This window comes from Flavobacterium sp. Root420 (assembly GCF_001427905.1).
Classification (GTDB): Bacteria; Bacteroidota; Bacteroidia; order Flavobacteriales; family Flavobacteriaceae; genus Flavobacterium.
In genome coordinates this window covers 273,900-293,663 of sequence record NZ_LMEF01000001.1, presented here as the reverse complement: position 1 = coordinate 293,663, position 19,764 = coordinate 273,900, and the positions used below count along the sequence as shown (strand labels likewise).

General features: G+C 34.3%; 16 protein-coding genes. 10 read left to right on the top strand and 6 right to left on the bottom strand.

The window, feature by feature from the left end:
- The first annotated feature begins 1 nt into the window (after position 1).
- The 10 genes from ASC72_RS01300 (at position 2) to ASC72_RS01260 (ending at position 14,198) form a co-directional block, all read left to right on the top strand.
- Entirely contained in the window at positions 2 to 3,016 is a 3,015-nt protein-coding gene (locus ASC72_RS01300; protein WP_056185522.1) for a SusC/RagA family TonB-linked outer membrane protein, read from the top strand.
- A gap of 4 nt (positions 3,017 to 3,020) precedes the next feature.
- On the top strand, positions 3,021 to 4,475 hold the full coding sequence (locus ASC72_RS01295; protein WP_056185519.1) for a RagB/SusD family nutrient uptake outer membrane protein: 1,455 nt from the start codon (positions 3,021 to 3,023) through the stop codon (positions 4,473 to 4,475).
- 18 nt (positions 4,476 to 4,493) lie between these two features.
- Positions 4,494 to 5,393, top strand: coding sequence for a LamG domain-containing protein (locus tag ASC72_RS01290; protein ID WP_056185516.1), 900 nt, complete (start codon positions 4,494 to 4,496; stop codon positions 5,391 to 5,393).
- 72 nt (positions 5,394 to 5,465) lie between these two features.
- Positions 5,466 to 6,854: a glucoamylase family protein gene (locus tag ASC72_RS01285; protein ID WP_056185513.1), complete on the top strand. Its 1,389-nt coding sequence runs from the start codon at positions 5,466 to 5,468 to the stop codon at positions 6,852 to 6,854.
- Between the two features lie 11 nt (positions 6,855 to 6,865).
- Positions 6,866 to 7,579, top strand: coding sequence for a prolyl oligopeptidase family serine peptidase (locus tag ASC72_RS01280; RefSeq protein ID WP_056185510.1), 714 nt, complete (start codon positions 6,866 to 6,868; stop codon positions 7,577 to 7,579).
- A gap of 10 nt (positions 7,580 to 7,589) precedes the next feature.
- Positions 7,590 to 9,890: a beta-glucosidase BglX gene (gene bglX / locus ASC72_RS01275; RefSeq protein WP_056186837.1), complete on the top strand. Its 2,301-nt coding sequence runs from the start codon at positions 7,590 to 7,592 to the stop codon at positions 9,888 to 9,890.
- A 76-nt stretch (positions 9,891 to 9,966) separates the two neighbouring features.
- The gene (locus tag ASC72_RS24690) at positions 9,967 to 10,224 is read left to right on the top strand and encodes a glycerophosphodiester phosphodiesterase family protein (RefSeq protein WP_256380459.1); all 258 of its coding nucleotides are present in this window, start codon (positions 9,967 to 9,969) and stop codon (positions 10,222 to 10,224) included.
- Entirely contained in the window at positions 10,211 to 10,768 is a 558-nt protein-coding gene (locus tag ASC72_RS01270; RefSeq protein WP_256380458.1) for a glycerophosphodiester phosphodiesterase family protein, read from the top strand. Before ASC72_RS24690 ends, ASC72_RS01270 begins: the two co-directional genes overlap by 14 nt.
- Before the next feature lie 29 nt (positions 10,769 to 10,797).
- Complete coding sequence (locus tag ASC72_RS01265; RefSeq protein WP_056185508.1) at positions 10,798 to 12,726, top strand: discoidin domain-containing protein; 1,929 nt, start codon at positions 10,798 to 10,800, stop codon at positions 12,724 to 12,726.
- 83 nt (positions 12,727 to 12,809) lie between these two features.
- Positions 12,810 to 14,198 carry a M20/M25/M40 family metallo-hydrolase gene (locus ASC72_RS01260; RefSeq protein ID WP_056185505.1) on the top strand — a complete coding sequence of 463 codons (1,389 nt, stop codon included), beginning with the start codon at positions 12,810 to 12,812 and terminating at the stop codon, positions 14,196 to 14,198.
- A gap of 114 nt (positions 14,199 to 14,312) precedes the next feature.
- Here the strand turns inward: ASC72_RS01260 and ASC72_RS01255 are convergent, their stop codons facing one another.
- The 6 genes from ASC72_RS01255 to ASC72_RS01225 form a co-directional block, all read right to left on the bottom strand.
- Positions 14,313 to 14,984 carry a YiiX family permuted papain-like enzyme gene (locus tag ASC72_RS01255; protein WP_056185502.1) on the bottom strand — a complete coding sequence of 224 codons (672 nt, stop codon included), beginning with the start codon at positions 14,982 to 14,984 and terminating at the stop codon, positions 14,313 to 14,315.
- Between the two features lie 88 nt (positions 14,985 to 15,072).
- The gene (locus tag ASC72_RS01250) at positions 15,073 to 15,978 is read right to left on the bottom strand and encodes a hypothetical protein (protein ID WP_056185499.1); all 906 of its coding nucleotides are present in this window, start codon (positions 15,976 to 15,978) and stop codon (positions 15,073 to 15,075) included.
- 18 nt (positions 15,979 to 15,996) lie between these two features.
- Positions 15,997 to 16,815, bottom strand: a complete 819-nt coding sequence (gene kdsA / locus ASC72_RS01245; RefSeq protein WP_026982277.1) for a 3-deoxy-8-phosphooctulonate synthase — start codon at positions 16,813 to 16,815, stop codon at positions 15,997 to 15,999.
- Between the two features lie 263 nt (positions 16,816 to 17,078).
- Positions 17,079 to 17,879 carry an arylamine N-acetyltransferase gene (locus tag ASC72_RS01240; RefSeq protein WP_056185497.1) on the bottom strand — a complete coding sequence of 267 codons (801 nt, stop codon included), beginning with the start codon at positions 17,877 to 17,879 and terminating at the stop codon, positions 17,079 to 17,081.
- A 611-nt stretch (positions 17,880 to 18,490) separates the two neighbouring features.
- Positions 18,491 to 18,943 (bottom strand): hypothetical protein, encoded by a 453-nt coding sequence (locus tag ASC72_RS01230; RefSeq protein ID WP_056185492.1) that lies wholly within the window; start codon positions 18,941 to 18,943, stop codon positions 18,491 to 18,493.
- Positions 18,944 to 19,082: 139 nt separating this feature from the next.
- Positions 19,083 to 19,760 (bottom strand): lysoplasmalogenase, encoded by a 678-nt coding sequence (locus ASC72_RS01225; RefSeq protein ID WP_056185489.1) that lies wholly within the window; start codon positions 19,758 to 19,760, stop codon positions 19,083 to 19,085.
- Positions 19,761 to 19,764: the final 4 nt, after the last annotated feature.

Below are 19,764 nucleotides of genomic sequence, written 5' to 3'. Positions count from 1 at the left end.
TATGAAAAATTTTATTTTTAGCTTTTTAGCGCTCTTATTGCTTCCGGCATATATGTCTGGACAGGCAATCAAAGGAAAAGTTGTAGACGGCAGTGGAATGGGAATTCCCGGAGCAGTCATTAGTGCTCCACAATCCCGAACATCTGCTGATGCTGATTTCGATGGGAATTTTACAATTAATGCAAAAGCGGGTGAACTTATAAAAGTTTCAATGCTTGGGTTTGATGCGGTTTCTGTGCCAGCTACTGCAACTCCAATGACAATAACTTTAAAAGAATCAGGTGATACTGCATTAAAAGAAGTAGTGGTTATAGGGTATGGTACAAGAAAAAGAATCGACAATACAACTGCAATTTCTTCTATAAAAGCAGAAGACATTACAAGAGCCAAAGTATTGAATGCTTCTCAGGCTATTCAGGGTAAAGCGGCCGGTGTACAAGTAACTTCTTCAGATTTGCCGGGAAGTACACCTTCTGTAGTCATTAGAGGTTTAGGTACTGCATTAGGAGGCAGAACACCGTTGTATATTGTCGATGGTATGGCAACTGAAAATATTAATAATATCAATACTAATGATATTGTGACTTATGATATTTTAAAGGACGCCTCTGCATTAGCAATTTATGGAACAAGGGCTGCAAATGGGGTAATTATCATTACAACTAAAAAAGGAAAAGGAGATAAAGTATCTGTTGAAATTGAAAGCTTTGGAGGGATAAGAACACCTCTTAAAAAAGTGAAAATGGCAGGTAGTAATAAATATGCTTATTATACTAATACAGCTTTACAATCAACTACATATTCTCAGGATCAACCTGTTAATACAGATTGGTTTGATGAAATTACCAGAACAGGGTCTTATACTCAAAACAATATCTCAGTTTCAGGAGCTAATGAAAACATAAAATACTTTTTTAGTTTAGGAAACTATGAAGAAAAAGCTGTTTTAAATGGTTTGGATTATGGTCGAACAACTTTTAGAAATAACAATGAATATAAAATTTCTAAAAAATTAACTCTAACTCAAAATTTTAGTTTAACCTCTACAAAATCAACTCCAAAGCCATTGTCAGCTTTTACAAATGCATATAAGCAGTCTCCTGTAGTACCTGTGTATTTTCCAGATGGCAAATATGGTGTTGCTCGTGTTGGAGACAATGGTTTTGCAAGCGAAACCGGAAATTCAATTAATAATGGTGGAAACCCAGTTGCACAATTAGATTTCTTTGACGAACAACAGCGTAGTATCAATTTACAGGGCGGGTTAAGATTAGACTATGAAATTTTTAAATCCTTAAAATTTACCTCACAATATAATGGTGAATATTATACCTGGAAACAATACAATTTTGATGACACAAAAAATATTTGGTTAGCTGCAAATCCTAATAAAGTAGCAAGTGACTACGAGAAGGAATTTCCAACTGCTAACATAAATGCATTGACAAAAGGCAGAGAAGAATATTACAATTGGAGTTTATCTAATTATTTGACTTATAACAAGGTATTTAATGAGATTCACGATATTGAGGTAACTGCAGGTATTGAAACTTACGTTAAGGGAGCAAGACAAAAATTAACTATTGTAAGAAAAAATGTAAATACAGATTCTAACTATTGGTCTCTAAAAGATGTGGAATATGCTACAAATGTAACAAGCTATAAAGATGAAGTTTTTAATGAAACTAAATTGGCGTCATATTTAGGTCGTTTCCAATATAAATTGATGGACAGGTATCTGGTTACAGGAACAGTTAGACGTGACGGATCTTCAAATTTTGGTAAAGATTATCGTTGGGGAACTTTTCCGGCATTTGGCGCAGGATGGATTATCACCAAGGAAAACTTTATGGCTGATGCTAAAATGATTAATTTACTAAAATTAAGAGGAAGCTGGGGTAAATTAGGAAATCAAAATGTACCGCTAAATAGCCAGGGATATACTTCTAATTTAAATGCATATTTAGGAGGTTCTATTCTGAATGAAGGAACAACGATTAACTCTCAAATTGATCCAAGTTTATCTTGGGAAGTTACAGAAGAATCTTCTGTAGGTTTAGATATTGAACTTTTAGATAGCAGATTAAAAGGAACTTTTGATGTATATGATAAAAATACAAACAATGTAATTTTAAATACAAAACCTTATATGTCATCTGGAATTACGACTGCATCACCAGCACACGTTGGAGAAGTATCAAACAAAGGATATGAAATCTCTTTACGTTGGGATGATAAGATTGGCGAAAATTTCAGCTATTATATTGGCGGTAACTTTTCTAATAACAAAAATGAACTTACAGGTTTAAAAAATGTTGTTTTATCTCCAGTAATCGGAGGAGGTTTAGGTAATGGTCAGGATACAAAATTACTTGATAATTCTACAATTGGTCAACCATTGGGAAGTTTTTATATCTACGACTATGCTGGCTTTGATGCCACAAATGGGAAAATGTTGTATTATAATGCTGCGGGAGACAAAGTAACTCAGGATGCATTAAGTGCCCTTGTTGATAAAAAATATGTAGGCTCAAGTTTACCAAAATCTAATTACGGAGTTTCTTTAGGTTTCAATTACAAAAACTTTGATTTTTCAGTTGATGGATATGGTACATCTGGTGCAAAAGTTTACAACGGTAAAAAAGCACAGCGTTTTTATGGAGAAAATATTGAAAATTCAATTGCGACTGATTTCTGGACACCAAATAATTTAACAGCTTCAAATCCTGCACCTTTTAATCAGGTACCGGTAGCTTCTACTTATTATTTAGAATCAGGTGATTTTTTCAGAGTCAATAATATCACACTAGGATATAAACTGCCTTTGCAAGAGAATAGTTTTATAAGCGCATGCAGAATTTATGTAAATGCGATTAATCCATTTATTACACAAAAATTCTCAGGATTTTCTCCGGAATTAAATGGAGATGGAAATCCTTATGGAACTCAGGGTGTTGAACTTGATGCTTACCCAACATTAAGATCATTTGTAATTGGTGCTAATTTAAAATTTTAATATTATGAAAAAGATATATATAGCAACGTTTGTATTATCAGCATTCTTTTTTACAGGATGTGCAGACGATTATTTAGACGTAGACCAAACGGAATCTATTTCAACAAACGATGTGGAATTATTTAATAACGATGCTGGGGCAGCTCAGTTTGTGACAGCAATTTATAACAAGTTTTTAAATTGGGATATGACCTCTTTTGGTTGGATAGGCTTGTCAAGTATAACTTCTGATGATGCTGATAAAGGATCTTCAGCCGGCGATACTGGAACAGATAAGGATGTTTTAGACGCTTTGACTTATAATGCTTCTAATCCTTCTGCGGAAAGTACCTTTATAGCTAATTATGATGGTATAAACAGATGTAATCAAGCATTAAATATCCTTCCGAAATTAGATAAAGTGGATGTTAATTTAAGAAACAGACTAGCGGGTGAAGCTAAGTTTTTAAGGGCTTTTATGTATTTTACTTTAGTAAAATGTTATGGAGGTGTTCCTATTGTTGATCATTTGCCAGTTCCAGGTTCAGATGCTGATAGAATTATGCAGTTGACTCGTAAATCATCTGCTGAAGTGTACGCTTTTATTGAAGCAGATTTAAATGATGCAATTGCTGCATTACCTGAAAAAACAGCTTATTCTGCTAATGAAAAATCAAGAGCTTCAAAAGGGGCTGCGTATGCATTGTTAGCAAAGGTAAGTTTATATCAAAAAAAATGGCAACAGGTAATTGATAATTGTAACAAAGTTACCGGCTATTCTATAGTTGCTGATTATGCATCGATGTACAGAGCTGGTGGGAAATTTGATTCAGAATCTATTTTTGAAATTTACGCACAGGGAGCGGTACCTGCTAAGGGAATCGAAGGTTATTCTAATACACAAGGTGCTCGCGGTACCGGTGGTTGGGGTTGGGGCTTTAACACGCCATCTCAGAGTTTAGTAAACGCTTATGAGCCTGGAGATGTTAGAAAAGCTGCAACTATCATTTTTAGAAATTCAGTTTTATATGATGGAAGAGTAATACCAGAAACAGTTGAAAACGAAAGATACAATTACAAGGCCTATTCATCATTATACACTAGTGCCTGGGAAACGGATGTTGATATTAAATATCTAAGATATGCCGAAGTTGTATTGATGAAAGCCGAAGCTTTGAATGAATTAGGTCAAACATCTGAAGCCATTCCGTTGCTGAATCAAATCAGAAACAGAGCTGGTTTGGCAAGTACAACTTACTCTTCACAGGGAGATATCAGAACTGCAATCTGGAGAGAAAGAAGAGTAGAAATGGCTTTTGAACACGATAGGTTTTTTGATTTAGTTCGTACAGGTCAGGCCAAAGCAGCTTTTGCTGTAGATGGAAAAACTTTTACAGAAGGAAAAAATGAATTATTCCCTATTCCGGCATCATTCATTAAACAGGCTGAAGGTTTGTCACAGCAAAATCCTGGTTATTAATTCTAAAAGACATTAAAAATGAAAAAAAATAAATCTATTTTTTTACTTTCTTTTGCTTTAGCTTCAGCATTGTTTGTGAGCTGCGAGGATAGTATTGATAAAGTAAACAGCCCAATTCCTTATGAGTCAATTGGAGGGTATAATAATTCTGATGATGTTGCAGCTAATCACTTAGTATCAAAATTTAGTTTTGATGGTAATATTGCCGATTCAAAAAGCAACATTACAGGAGGTATGGGAACAAATGTAAATTATGAAACAGGTATGAAAGGCGAAGCTTATAAAGGGTCTTCAAGTTCTTTTATTGCCTATAATACTGTTGGTAATCCAGTAGTGAATTTAAAAAATATCACAGTTTCAATGTGGATTAAAACAGATCCGCATACTGGTGGTGCACAATCGTTATTTATGCTTCCTAAAAAGACAGATTTTTGGGGAAATATTTTTACACTTATAGAAGGAACCGGACCAGCAACAACAATGTTGCTGAAAAATCATATCCAAAAAGATGTTACACCAAGTATTCCTTGGGCTGGGCAATTTATTGAGCATGGGGGAGCAAATGTTTTGAATAATATGTTTGGAGCATGGAAACATATAGTGTGGACTTATAATGGAACAAGTTCTACATATAGTATTTATATTGATGGCCAAAAGCTTGATTTACCAGCTTCTATTTCTAAGAGATATGCAAGTGACCCTCTAACAGGAGGAGCAGGCTTTGGAGAATTGGCTAATTCTGAAGTTTCTAAATTTATTATTGGAGGTTATCAGCAACACTTGGGCGCTCCATGGGGAAATCCTGATGGTTGGATGCTTAATTATACAGGTTTAATGGATGAATTCAGAATTTACGATTCAGCACTTACTGATAATGAAGTTGTGGCTCTTTACAAATTAGAAAAAGATAAAAGATAAATTTTCTTCAAAATACGCCTGGAGTTTACTCCAGGTGTATTTTTAGTTATTAATATTACAAAATTTATAAAAATGAGAATTGGCTTATATATCATATTAGTTGTGGGTGCTTTTTGCTCTTGTTCGTCATCTTCACCCGATGAAGGAAAAAGTGGAGGAACCCCATTACCAACAAACCCGACCACTCCAACAAAGCCACTAACAGACGCTGAAGCTATGGATCAGGTTCAAAAAGATGCAATCAAATATTTTTGGGATTACTCTGATCCAAATTCAAAATTAGCAAGAGAAAGATATCTTACGGAAGATCCTAGTTTTGAGTCAAACATTATCACAACAGGTGGTTCAGGTTTTGGATTAATGAGTATTGTTGTAGGTGTAGAAAGAGGTTTTTTGCCAAGAGCTGAAGCTGTTTCTAGACTTACGACCGCATTAACTTTTCTTGAAAAAGCAGACCGTTTTCACGGTGCGTGGCCGCACTGGATGGATAATAAAGAAGGAAAAGTAATTCCGTTTGGTACAAAAGATAATGGAGGAGATTTAGTGGAAACTTCTTTCGTTTGCCAGGCTCTAATTACCATCAGAGAATATTTTAAAAATGGAAGTGCGGCTGAAAAAGCATTGGCTGTGAAAGCCGATGAACTTTGGAAAGGCGTAGAATGGGATTGGTATACGCAGGGACAAGACGCCTTATACTGGCACTGGTCTCCAAATTATGGATGGGAAATGAATTTTAAACTGGAAGGATATAATGAATGTTTAATTACCTATGTAATGGCAGCTTCATCACCAACACATCCAATTTCAGCAGAAGCCTATCATCAGGCATGGGCCAGAAATGGAGCTATTGTAAACGGTGGTTCTCAATATGGAATTCCGGTTGTTTTAAATTATAACGGAGCAACAGGAAATGTAGGACCGATGTTTTGGTCACATTATTCTTATTTAGGTTTAGATCCAAATAACATAAAAGATAAATATGCTGATTATTGGGCATTAACACAAAATCACGCTAAGATAATGGTTCAGTATAGTGTTGCTAATCCAAAAGGATTTAAAGACTATTCAGATAAATGTTGGGGGTTGACAGCAAGTTATACCCGCAATCCTGATGGAACAACTGGTTACACAGCGCATCAGCCTAATAATGATAATGGTGTTATTTCGCCAACGGCTGCCTTATCATCTTTCCCATATACACCAGTAGAATCTATGAAGTTTTTGCATTATTTGTATGATGATAATAAAGCAAAATATGTTGGAATTGCAGGGCCGTATGATGCTTTTTCACCACAATACAATTGGGTAACGCCTCGTTATTTGGCAATCGATCAGGGAACAATTGCTCCTATGATCGAAAACTATAGAAGTGGCTTATTGTGGAAATTGTTTATGAATGCATCAGATACAAAACAAGGTTTAATAAAACTAGGATTTAGTTCAGGTAAATACGGATTCTAATCATTCAGTAAATGAAATACAAAATAACGTTATTGATCCTGCTGTTTTCTATATTTGGTTTTGCCCAAAGTGAGACTACAGGAACAATAAAAACAATTGTTGTTACAAAACATGAATTAGGTTACGCATTACATAAACCCGCCAACACAAAGGGAAAAAAGCCATTAATCGTTTTTATTTCAGGTGATGGAGAAAAAGGAACAGACATTGAAAAAGTAAAGATTCATGGCCCTTTAAAATATTTAAAAACACATCAATTAGATGCTTATGTTTTGGCTCCGCAATGTAAGGAAGACGAAAACTGGGACATTGAATCTATTAACGAATTGATTCTGAAAATTCAAAAAGAGAACAAAATAGATGATGACAGAATATATGTTACAGGCTTGAGTTCAGGAGGTTGGACAGCATGGAATTTAGCACTGTCATATCCGGATAAGTTTGCGGCAATTGTCCCGATTTCAGGTTTTGTCGATTTAATTCAGTTAGAAAGTGCTTGTAAAATTGCGGTTATTCCAACCAGAATTTTTCATGGATTATTAGATGATGTAGTAAAGGTTGATTATGCAATAACCATTTACAAAGAATTAAAAAAATGCAATGCCAAAGATGCTCAATTGACCATTTTTGATGATGCAGGCCACGACAGCTGGTCGAGAGTTTATGACAATCCGGAAATTTATGATTGGATGTTTAAACAGATTAAAACGAATACGAATAAATAAATATACTAGAATGAAAAACAAATTAGTCTTACTTTTTTTAGGATGTGCTGTTTTGGGTTATGCTCAAAAAAAGAACACTAAAAATGCAGTAACAATTAAACCAAAATCAGAGTTTGTAACTGAGTTATTATCTAAAATGACTTTAGATGAGAAATTAGGTCAGCTTAATTTACCAACTTCTGGAGATATTACGACAGGACAGGCAAACAGTTCTGATGTGGCTAAAAAAATTGCTGAAGGTAAAGTAGGTGGTTTATTCAATATTAAATCTGTTCAAAAAATTAAAGAAGTACAAAAAATTGCTGTTGAAAAAAGCCGTTTAAAAATCCCATTGATTTTTGGTATGGATGTTATTCACGGTTACGAAACAACGTTTCCAATTCCGTTAGGATTATCTTGTACATGGGATATGAATTTGATTGAAAGAAGTGCCCAGATTGCTGCTCAGGAAGCAAGTGCTGACGGGATCAACTGGACATTTTCGCCAATGGTAGATATTTCTCGCGATCCGCGTTGGGGAAGAATTTCTGAAGGTTCCGGTGAGGATCCTTATTTAGGAAGCCAAATTGCAAAAGCAATGGTAAACGGGTATCAGCAACATGATCTTTCGAAAAATAATTCGATTATGGCCTGTGTAAAGCACTTCGCGTTATACGGTGCACCAGAAGCAGGTCGTGATTACAATACTGTTGATATGAGTCATATCAGAATGTTCAATGATTATTTTCCTCCGTACAAAGCAGCAGTTGATGCTGGTGTAGGTTCTGTAATGGCTTCTTTCAATGAAGTTGACGGAATTCCCGCAACTGGAAACAAATGGTTAATGACTGATGTTTTAAGAAAACAATGGGGTTTTAAAGGTTTTGTAGTAACTGACTTTACTGGAATCAACGAAATGATCGAGCACGGAATGGGAGATTTACAGGCAGTTTCGGCTTTATCTCTTAATGCCGGTGTTGAAATGGATATGGTTGGAGAAGGTTTCTTAACAACATTGAAAAAATCTTTAGACGAGAAAAAAGTAACTATCGAGCAAATTGACAATGCTGTTAAACTTATTTTGGAAGCAAAATACGATTTAGGGCTATTCCACGATCCGTATAAATATTGTGATGAAAAAAGAGCTAAAACGGAGATTTTTACATCAGCAAGCAGAAAAGAAGCACGCCGGATTGCTGCACAGTCCTTGGTTTTATTAAAAAATCAAAATCAGGTGTTACCGCTTAAAAAATCAGGAACGATTGCACTTATCGGACCATTGGCAGATGCTAAAGAAAACATGCCCGGAACGTGGAGTGTGGCTACAAGAATGGAAAGCGCTATATCATTATTGGCAGGAATTAAAGAAGTAGCGGGACCGTCTACGAAAGTATTATATGCAAAAGGGAGTAATCTGGATTACGATGAAACTTTTGAAACTAACGCCACAATGTTTGGCAAAACCTTACACCGCGATGCTCGTTCCAAAGAAGAATTATTAGCAGAAGCTTTAAAAGTAGCCAACCAATCAGATGTAATTGTGGCAGCTCTTGGAGAATCGGCAGAAATGAGCGGAGAATCCAGCAGCCGTACGAATTTAGAAATTCCACAAGCACAAAAAGATTTATTAAATGCCTTATTAAAAACAGGAAAACCAGTTGTCTTAGTTTTATTTGACGGCCGCCCATTAGTACTAAAAGAAGAAAGCGAAACCGTTCCTGCTATTTTAAATGTATGGTTTGCCGGTACAGAAGCGGGTTATGCTATTGCAGATGTTTTATTTGGTGATGTAAATCCTTCGGGGAAATTAACTACAACTTTCCCAAGGAGCGTTGGACAAGTGCCAATTTATTATGCACACAAAAATACAGGAAGACCATTAGCAAATACAGAAGGTAAATTTGAAAAATTCAGATCTAATTATTTAGATGAAAGAAACGAGCCATTATTCCCATTTGGTTTCGGATTGAGCTATACCAACTTTGACTATTCCAACTTGAAAATTTCATCTGATAAAATGAATTTCAACGGAAAATTGAAAGTAACTGTTGATGTAACAAATACAGGAAATTATGATGGAAAAGAAACTGTTCAATTGTATATAAGAGATTTAGTTGGCACAGTAACAAGACCCGTTAGAGAATTGAAAAATTTCCAAAAAATAACACTTAAAAAAGGTGAGAAACAAACTGTGAGTTTTGATATTACGGTTGAAGATTTAAAATTTTATAATTCTGATCTACAATTCGTAGCAGAACCTGGACAGTTTGATGTTTTCGTTGGAGGAAACTCAATTGCCGACAAGAAAGTTAGTTTTGAATTAACTAAATAGTTGGTTTGTTAGATTTGTAATTAGCCCTTCGTCTGGTTAACGAAGGGCTTTTTTATAAAAAAGACTTTTATAAAAAATGATAAATTTTGAAATGATGAAAATTTCTAACGCAATTCGAGTATTTCTTTTATTACAAATGGCGATTATTTTTCATTCTTGTGGAGTGGAAAAGAACGCTATTGTTGCACATCGTGGAGCATGGAAAAAAAACAATCTGCCAGAAAACTCTATTGCTTCTTTGAGGCATGCGATCGACTTAAAACTTCCCGGTTCGGAATTTGACGTTTGGAGAAGAGCTGATGATTCGCTTGTAATCAATCATGACGCACTATAATAAACTACTTATTGAGAAAACAAATTATGCCGACTTAATTCAGCTTAAACTTTCAAATGGAGAGAATTTGCCAACGCTGCGTGAGTATATTATAGAAGGTAAAAAAAATAACAAGAATACTCTTTTGGTTTGCGAAATAAAACCTTCAGAAATAAGTAAAGAAAGAGGAAAGACAACGGCTTTAAAAACTGTTGAAACAATAAAAAAGCTAAATGCTGATAAAATTACCTGCTATATAAGTTTTGATTACGAAATCTTAAAACAAATTAGAGAAGTCGATCAGAAAACAGTTTTACAATATCTGGAAGGTAATAAATCTCCAAAAGAAGTAAAAGCAGATAAAATTTCAGGAGTTGATTATCATTATTCTGTTTTTAAAAAACATCCGGAATGGATTAAAGAAGCAAAAGAAAATAATATTATCCTAAATGCCTGGACAGTTAATGAAGCTTCTGATATGGATTGGATTATTGACCATAAATTCAATTACATAACCACAAATGAACCTGAACTATTAAAAGAAAGATTAAAGGTAAAAAAATAATCTTTTAAGCTTTCCAAATAAAATGAAACATGAAAAAAGTATATCAATTTACATTGCCAATTCTATTGTTTTTGATGATTTTCAATAGCAATGTTTTTGCACAAAAAACAAATATCCCGGGGAAAACAGAATGGTTTGATCCAAATAAACCGGCAACCACTTATTGCAATCCAATCAATATTGGTTACAATTATACCACACAAAATCACAACGGAATTCCGGAATCACGTCGTTCAAGTGCGGATCCTGTTATCATTACTTTCAAAGGCGAATATTATTTATTCGCTACAAATCAGGCTGGATTTTTCTGGAGTAAAGACATGTCTGACTGGAAATTTGTTTACGGAAGTTTTCAAAGAAAACCCGGAGATGATGATCAATGTGCACCAGCGGCATGGGTTGTAAATGATACTTTGTTTTATGTTGGTTCAACGTGGAAAAGAGATCATCCGATTTGGAAAACCGCTGATCCGAAATCAGGACAATGGTTAAGACATGTTGATAAAGCAATGTTACCCACCTGGGATCCTGCAATCTTTCAGGATGATGATAAAAAAGTATATATGTATTACGGTTCAAGTGGAAAATTACCTCTTGTTGGAGTAGAAGTTGATTATAACACCTGGCTTCCAAAAGGAAATCAGGCCGATTATGAAAAACTATATAAAGCGACAGAAGTCGAGGATATTCAACGCCCGTATGGTCAGATAAAAGAAGTGGCCATTCTGGATCCATCAAAGCATGGTTGGGAGCGTTTTGGTCCAAATAATGACATGGAACCTGCACCTTGGGGAAATTTTATTGAAGGTGCATGGATGACGAAACACAATGGTAAATATTATATGCAATATGGTGCGCCGGCGACGGAATTTAAAGGTTATGCTAACGGTGTTCATGTTGGCGATAATCCTTTAGGTCCTTTTACGTATCAAAAACACAATCCGATGTCATATAAGCCAGGCGGATTTGTAATTGGAGCCGGACACGGAAATACGTTTGCAGATAACTACGGAAATTATTGGAATACAGGAACGTGTAAAATCTCCATAAAAGACCGTTTTGAGCGTCGTATAGATATGTTTCCTGCCGGCTTTGATAAAGATGATGTTATGTATTCTATTACCGCTTACGGTGATTTTCCGATCGTATTACCAACAAGTCAAAGAAATCAGGAAAAAGGAGCTTCTTCAGGATGGATGCTACTGTCCTATAAAAAGCCAGTTACGGTTTCTTCTTTTGAAGATTGCATGGAAGTAGAAACACATCGGGTAGATAATGGCGAAAAAAAAGTATATGAGAAATTCTGTTATGGTGCTGAAAATTTAACTGATGAAAACATTCAAACCTATTGGTCAGCAAAAACAGATACGCCTGGCGAATGGTTGCAGCTTGATTTGGGCAGAACAATGGAAATAAAGGCACTGCAAATCAATTATGCCGATCATAAAGCGACGCAGTACAATAAGGCAATGGACATTTATTATCAATATAAAATCTTCATGTCTGATGATGCTGTAAACTGGACATTAGTGGTAGATAAATCTCAAAATGCAAAAGATATTCCGCATGATTATGTTGAATTATCAAAGTCAATTAAGGCACGTTACATTAAAATGGTAAATATTCATAATGCTTCAGGATTGTTTGCAGTTTCAGATTTCAGGGTTTTCGGAAATGGATTAGCAACAAAACCAAAAGCAGTTTCTGGTTTTAAAGTTGCCAGAAATGCTAAGGATTCAAGAAATGCAATGATTAGCTGGAAAAAGCAGCCAGATGCAGTAGGGTACAATATTTATTACGGAATTTCTCCGGATAAATTGTACAACAGTATTATGGTCTACGGAGAAGATTCATATGACTTTAGAGGTTTGGATAAAGGCACAAAATATTATTTTACGATCGAGGCTTTTAATGAAAATGGAATTGGCACACAAAACAAGTTAATCGAGGTAAAATAATTAAGAAAAGTTGTAATTAAATCTGTGGCAGGTCTAAAGAATTTTGTTCCTTTGTACAACAACCCAAAAACGCAATTAGACCTATGAAAAAAACGATTCTTTTAACTGTTTTAGTTTTAAACGGATTGACATCTTTTGCACAGTCAAATGATGAAAAAAACATTAAATTATTCTATAAAAAAGCTTTAACCGAGGCAAAATGTTACACTTGGTTAGAGTATTTATCTAATGATATCGGAAGCCGTTTATCAGGCTCCCCAAGTGCTGAAGCGGCAGTAAAATACACAAAATCACAATTAGAAACTTTAGGACTTGATAAAGTATACCTTCAGGAAGTTATGGTACCTCATTGGGTTCGAGGTGAAAAAGAAACAGCTTTTATTTTAGATAATAAAGTAAAAACAGTAGTGCCAATTTGCGCATTAGGCGGATCAGTTGCAACTCCAAAAACCGGAATTACTGCTGAGGTTATTGAAGTACAAGGTATCGATGAATTAAAGACTTTAGGTGATAAAGTAAAAGGTAAAATTGTGTTTTTCAACAGACCAATGAATCCTGAAAATATCGGAACTTTTGAGGCTTATTCAGGTGCAGGAGATCAAAGACGCAGTGGAGCACAAGAAGCTGCTAAGTTAGGAGCAGTTGGAACTATCGTTCGTTCATTGAATTTACGTTTAGATGATTTTCCTCATACCGGAGCTCAATCTTATGGGGATTTGCCAAAAGCACAATACATTCCGGCTGCGGCAATCAGTACAAATGGAGCTGAGCTGTTGAGTAAATTATTAAAAAATAATCCGGGTCTTAAGCTCTACTTCAAACAATCTTGCGAGACATTACCAGATGTATTATCTTATAATGTAATTGGAGAATTGACAGGAACTGTAACTCCGGAAAACATTATGGTAGTTGGTGGTCACTTAGATTCCTGGGATTTGGCTGATGGTTCTCACGACGATGGAGCAGGAGTAGTGCAAAGTATGGAAGTAGTTCGTATACTTAAAAACTTAAACTACAGGCCAAAAAATACAATCCGTGTAGTTTTGTTTATGAATGAAGAAAATGGTGGAAAAGGTGGCGCTAAATATGAAGAAGTTTCGAAACAAAAGAACGAGAATCATATTTTTGCGCTAGAAAGTGATTCTGGTGGATTTACACCAAGAGGATTTTCTATCGAAGCTGATGATGCAAATCTGAAAAAAATTCAAGGATTTGCACCTCTTTTTGAGCCATATTACATACACAGTTTTATAAAAGGCCATGCAGGATCAGATATTGAACATTTAACTTCAAAAACGATCGTGAAAGCAGGTTTACAACCAGATTCACAACGTTATTTTGATTACCACCACGCAGCAAACGATAAATTTGACGCTATCAATAAAAGAGAGTTAGAGCTTGGAGCAGCAACTATGACATCATTAATTTATTTAATTGATCAAACCGGAATTGTTCTGCCAACAGCGAATTAAGATTCAAAAAAATAGAATAATAAAAAAGCGATGAGTAATCATCGCTTTTTTTATAGAAAAACACCTGTGTAAATCCGTTTTATCCGTAGAATCCGCGGGCTAGATATTCAGTTTTTAATACGTATCAATTACAGTTTTCAACAAATTAGAATCAACAAGATCAGAAGGAGCAACCACTTTTTCTTCAAGCGGAACTTCATTTCCATACCTTTCCTTCAATATCTTTTGAACTCTTTCATCAGTCAAATTAAATTCCTTCAATTGTTTTAATTTTGATAATTCTATTCCCGCTCCATTTTTATAAATCTTCCAGACTAATTCAGAACAATAAATTCGATTATCCGTCCATTCAAAGTAAGCATCATATTCTTTACCTAAAAATTGTTTGCCATACGTTTTCATTTTGTCAAGAGTATCTTCGGTTAAAATAGTATCGGCATTTTTTAGTCTCTTAACTAAATATTTATGATCTTTTCCGTGGGCAATCCATTCTTCAAGAGGCGTTATTCTTACTGGTTGTACCGCTTCTAAAACAAATTCTCCACCATTCACAAATAAAATGATTCCGCAATGCGAAAATTTAGAATTTGTTGCAATTCGAACCGCTTCACATTGTTTTGATTCTGAAGTTTGAAAAATAAGGTCTCCATCATGGATTTTATTAACAACACTGTTTTCTGTTTTCGTTCCTGAAAAAGGATTGTTTGGAAAAACCTTCATAGCCACAAATAAAGCGCAGCCAAAACTGATTAAAAAGGTAATGATGGGAAATAGATATTTTTTCATTTTTAGGTATGTTTTATAATAACAAATATGGCAAAAAAAAATAGTTATCAAAATGATAACTATTTTTATATTTACAAAAGACTACTCTTTAGATTCTAAAAATTCCTCCTACAGCAACGATTCTCTGCAAGAATAGAAAATGTTGCGTCGCTTTATCTTCATTACTAGTTGTTGTTCTAATATCTTTCATGTCGATGTAACCACCTTTTAACTCACCCTGAAGATAAAAGTATTTAAAGAAAGTAAAGTTGATCCCTGCTTTTGCAGAAACTCCAAAACCGGAAATATGAAAATCATCATGACGTTCTTTTCCTAAAAGTGTTGTATTAGTTTTAGGATATAAAACTCCGGCACCTAAACCTTCCGTTAAGTTAATCTGAACTTTATCTGTATTTGGTAAACCAAACCATTTCGAAATATCGTCATGTCTGGAAACCTCAGTATTAACATAGTTCAAACCATCTGTATGTTCGTACATTAAAAAAGCGGTACCATTTTGCTGAGTACCACCTTTCTCAAAACCACCTTCCTGAGCACCACCTTGAGACATATCTACTGGTGTATTGTTATAATCTCCATTGTAAATAGATCCAGCCTGATCAGCAGGTAAATTAATAGTACCAGTAACATTAGCTGTCTGATTTTGTGTCATCACATATTTCATGTGATCCCAACCAATAGAAACGCTGTAATGATCGTTAAAGAAATATCCCATTCTAAAATTAGTCTGTGGGATAGTCATGTTTGCCGGATTTACATAATCAATATGATATCCTTTTGGTTTATCATGAGCTTTCATATCAGCAACCGTAAAATCGTAATCTTTCCCTCTGAAATTCACATCAGATTTAGTATAACTATCTCTGTTTCCTCCCCATGAAACGAAAAATTTACCTTTATTATGTGCTGTGTATCTTTCTACTGCGATTTCTTCCTGAGCAAAAGTGTTTAATGAAAAACACACCAAGAAGAAAAATAAAATATTTGTTTTCAATGAACGTGTATTAAAAAATTAGAATGAATTAACTGTTTTTCTGATAGCCACTAATTTGGTCATTAAACCTTCGAAATAGTCTAAATGAAGCATATTGGCACCATCACTTTTTGCGTTAGCCGGGTCAAAGTGAGTTTCGATAAAAATACCGTCAACACCCACAGCAATACCCGCTTTGGCAACAGTTTCAATCATATCAGGTCTTCCGCCCGTAACACCGGCAGTTTGGTTTGGTTGTTGCAGCGAGTGTGTAACATCCAAAACTGTAGAAGCATATTGTTGCATAGTAGGAATTCCTCTAAAATCAACAATCATGTCCTGGTATCCAAACATAGTACCACGATCTGTAACCATAACATTCTCGTTATGACAGTCTAATACTTTTTGTACAGCATGTTTCATGCTTTCCGGACTCATAAACTGTCCTTTTTTCAGGTTGACCACTTTTCCAGTGTTTGCCGCAGCAACAACAAGATCAGTCTGGCGTACTAAGAAAGCAGGAATTTGCAATACATCTACATACTGCGCCGCCATTTCGGCATCTTCATTGGTATGTATATCAGTTACAGTTGGAACGTGAAAAGTCTCTGAAACTTTTCTTAAAATTTTTAATGCTTTTTCATCACCAATGCCTGAAAAACTATCAATTCTCGAACGATTGGCTTTTTTAAATGATCCCTTAAAAACATAAGGTATCTGAAGTTTGTCGGTAATACCAACTAATTTTTCAGCAATTCTGAGCGCCATTTCTTCTCCTTCGATGGCGCAAGGCCCCGCCAATAAAAAGAAATTACCACTATCAGTATGCTTAATTTGTGGAATATGTTGTATGTTCATAATATGATTTTTTGACAGTGCAAAGGTAGTTATGATTTATGAATAGCAGATGAAGATTTAAGTTTTTTTTAAGAAGCTAATCCTGCTATACATTCCAATCTTTTTCTCCAAATCCTTTTTTTATTGGTCTTTGCAGGAGCTTCCGCTGGTCGCTCTGCAAATACCATAAAAAATAGGCTTTCTCAAAAAAAGATTTCCACTTCTATCAGGGCTAGGACTTTAGTGAAATTAAGAGTTTTCAAGAAGTTTTGAATTTTTAAGTATTAAGATTTTTCAAGTTTCAAATTGAATTCTGATTCCAAAATACTTTCTAATTGATCGTCTTCAAAAGAAACAATTTCAGTTGCACCGTTTGTCACAGATTTTAAAGCATTTTTAAATACTATTTTCTTTCCCAACGGATTTTGTAAAACCACAATTAAGTTTTGTACAAAAACGGAATCAGGATGCGAATAATTGTAATGATTGGCTGGTTTAAAATCGATCCATCTTTGAGGCGTCAAACCAAACGAATATAAATTTGCCCATTCTTTTCCAATTAGAATTTGCAATAAAAATTCATTTTCTTCTGTTTTGACCAAAGTGAAAGTATCAGAATCATGCTGAATCTCGGTTCCAGTATCGCGTAGCTTCAAAGGTTTTCTGATGCTATTTCCACCAAATCCTAAATCAATCAGATATTCTTCGTTTTCAATTGTGGCAATGATTCCTAAATGTGTTTTCGGATTTTGACCCGGATTCACCATTGGTCGCGCCGCAACATAATAATGCGGAATCCCAATTTCCTGCAAAGCCAAAGAAAATAAACCGTTGATCTGATAGCAATACCCACCTCGCTTTTTATTCACAATTTGATCTACAATGTCATCACCATTTAACGAGATAACTTTCCCGGCCTGTACATCAATATTTTCAAAAGGAACACTGAATAATTGGGAGCGCATTAATTTTGTAATGGCTTCAAGATTCAATTCAATTTCTCCTGAAAATTTAATTCTGTCTAAATATTGCTGTAAATCGAAGCTCGGAGCTTCAATTTTATTGTTGTTTTTTGATTGTTCCATTTAATTTTTTCTATACAATCAAAATTAAAGCATTTATATAATTACAAGGAAGAGTTTAACTTATTTTTGGGGGATTTCTAAAAGGAAACACGATTAGCTATAATACCAAGAAATTATAAATGCTGTTTTTGTTTTTATCATGATATATTTTAAAAACTTTTTTAGTTTTTAATAATAATAGATTTTAATGTATTTCTTTTTCAAATCAAATATTTTGTGTGAGCTAATTATTTTATTTGAGTTTTTTCGTAATATCTTTTTACAAAATATTGTATTATCATAACTAATAAAAGTATAGTAAAACAAAGAATGGTAAACCCAAAAAGAGCTAAAGAGCCCATTCCACATCTGGTTGTATTTGGATGTTCCTCGAAGTATTTATTATAGTTATATGAAGCAACTGAATATGCGATAATAGTTAATACAATTTGTAAAATAATACTGATCAAAGAGACAGTTCCAAATTCTAGTGTAGTAGATTTAACGATAGCTTTTCTGCCAAATATAAGTTGGAAGATAAGAGGTGAAAGAATTAAAACTAAAGGTATTATTCCGAACATTTTTGGATCGTTATTTATTAAATATTATTCTTAGAAATAGTAAAAAAAGAACTATTCCTTCTTTAAACTCAATCCCATTGGAACCATCAAAATTCCTTTTTCGTAAACATTCAAATAAAGCGTGATAGGTTTCTTTTGTCCTTGCCAGGTTAATTCGTAAACGTTCAGGAACCCTGCGCCCATATCGCTTCTTTTGGTTGGAAAAGGGCAACAGGTTTCTAATCTTTTATAAGTGATTTTTTCACCATTTGGGCCAGCAAGAGCGTTTAAAAAACGGGTTTCATTTAAAGTTTCATTTCTAGTATTTTGATAAAAAATATTCACTGGATAATCAGGGTCGTAACCGTATTTTTTGTTTTTGCTAAAAAGAGTAATAGCAAATGTATTGTCTTTCTTCAAAATTAAATCGGGAGCGTTGTCATCTACATTTTTCAATGTCGACCTTGTGCTCACGCAAGAAGTTGCAGTAATAATTATAATGATAAAAAGAGCTATTTTTTTCATGGTTTAAAGTGTTGGTCGTACAAATGTAAAAGTAAAATAGTTTTTGCCACTCAGGAGCTATTAGGATAAAGAATTAAAAAAGATTAAAATAAACCAGCTAAAATCCGTTTTAACCGTGTCATTCGCATTCCATTGCAAGCTATTCGGTTTTTTTAGGATTCAGTTTTAATATACCAACCACAATCAGATATTGTGCCACAAGATAAGTCAGCATAATTAAAAATGAATTTCTTTCGATTGGTGCATAAAATTTATTCATTGCTAAAATACTATCTGAAAGAACAAAAGCAATTGCGCCAATAAAAATGTATTTATTTCCGGGGTTTTTCCAAACGAAAAAACCATTAAAAGCAAATAAAACCATAATCGAAATAACGCTTGCATATACAGTAACAGGTATTTTTAAATCGCCCAAAAAAGGTAATAAAACAGAAAGCATTCCAATTAAATAAAGTGCAATTATGAAACTTCCAATTCCGAAAGCAATACTGTTTTTTCGAGCTTTAGTTTTTATTTGATTATTAAAAACAACACAAAATACAACATGTGAGATTAAAAATGATATAAGGCCCAGAATAAAATAAATTTCGGCAATATCTGCAAAAAGCAAAATAACGTCTCCAATCCATGAGAACAATAAAGCCAATAAGAGTGCATTTTTAGTGGGAAACTTTCGATATAGATATACTCCAAAGCCTAAAATTGGAATTAGTACAGGTTTTAAAAATAAATCCAGAGTTTCATATCCTAAAAGTAAAATAAGCAGATAAAGCAAGCTAAATGCGACGTAGATGTTAAAAATAGTGAAGTTTCTCATAATT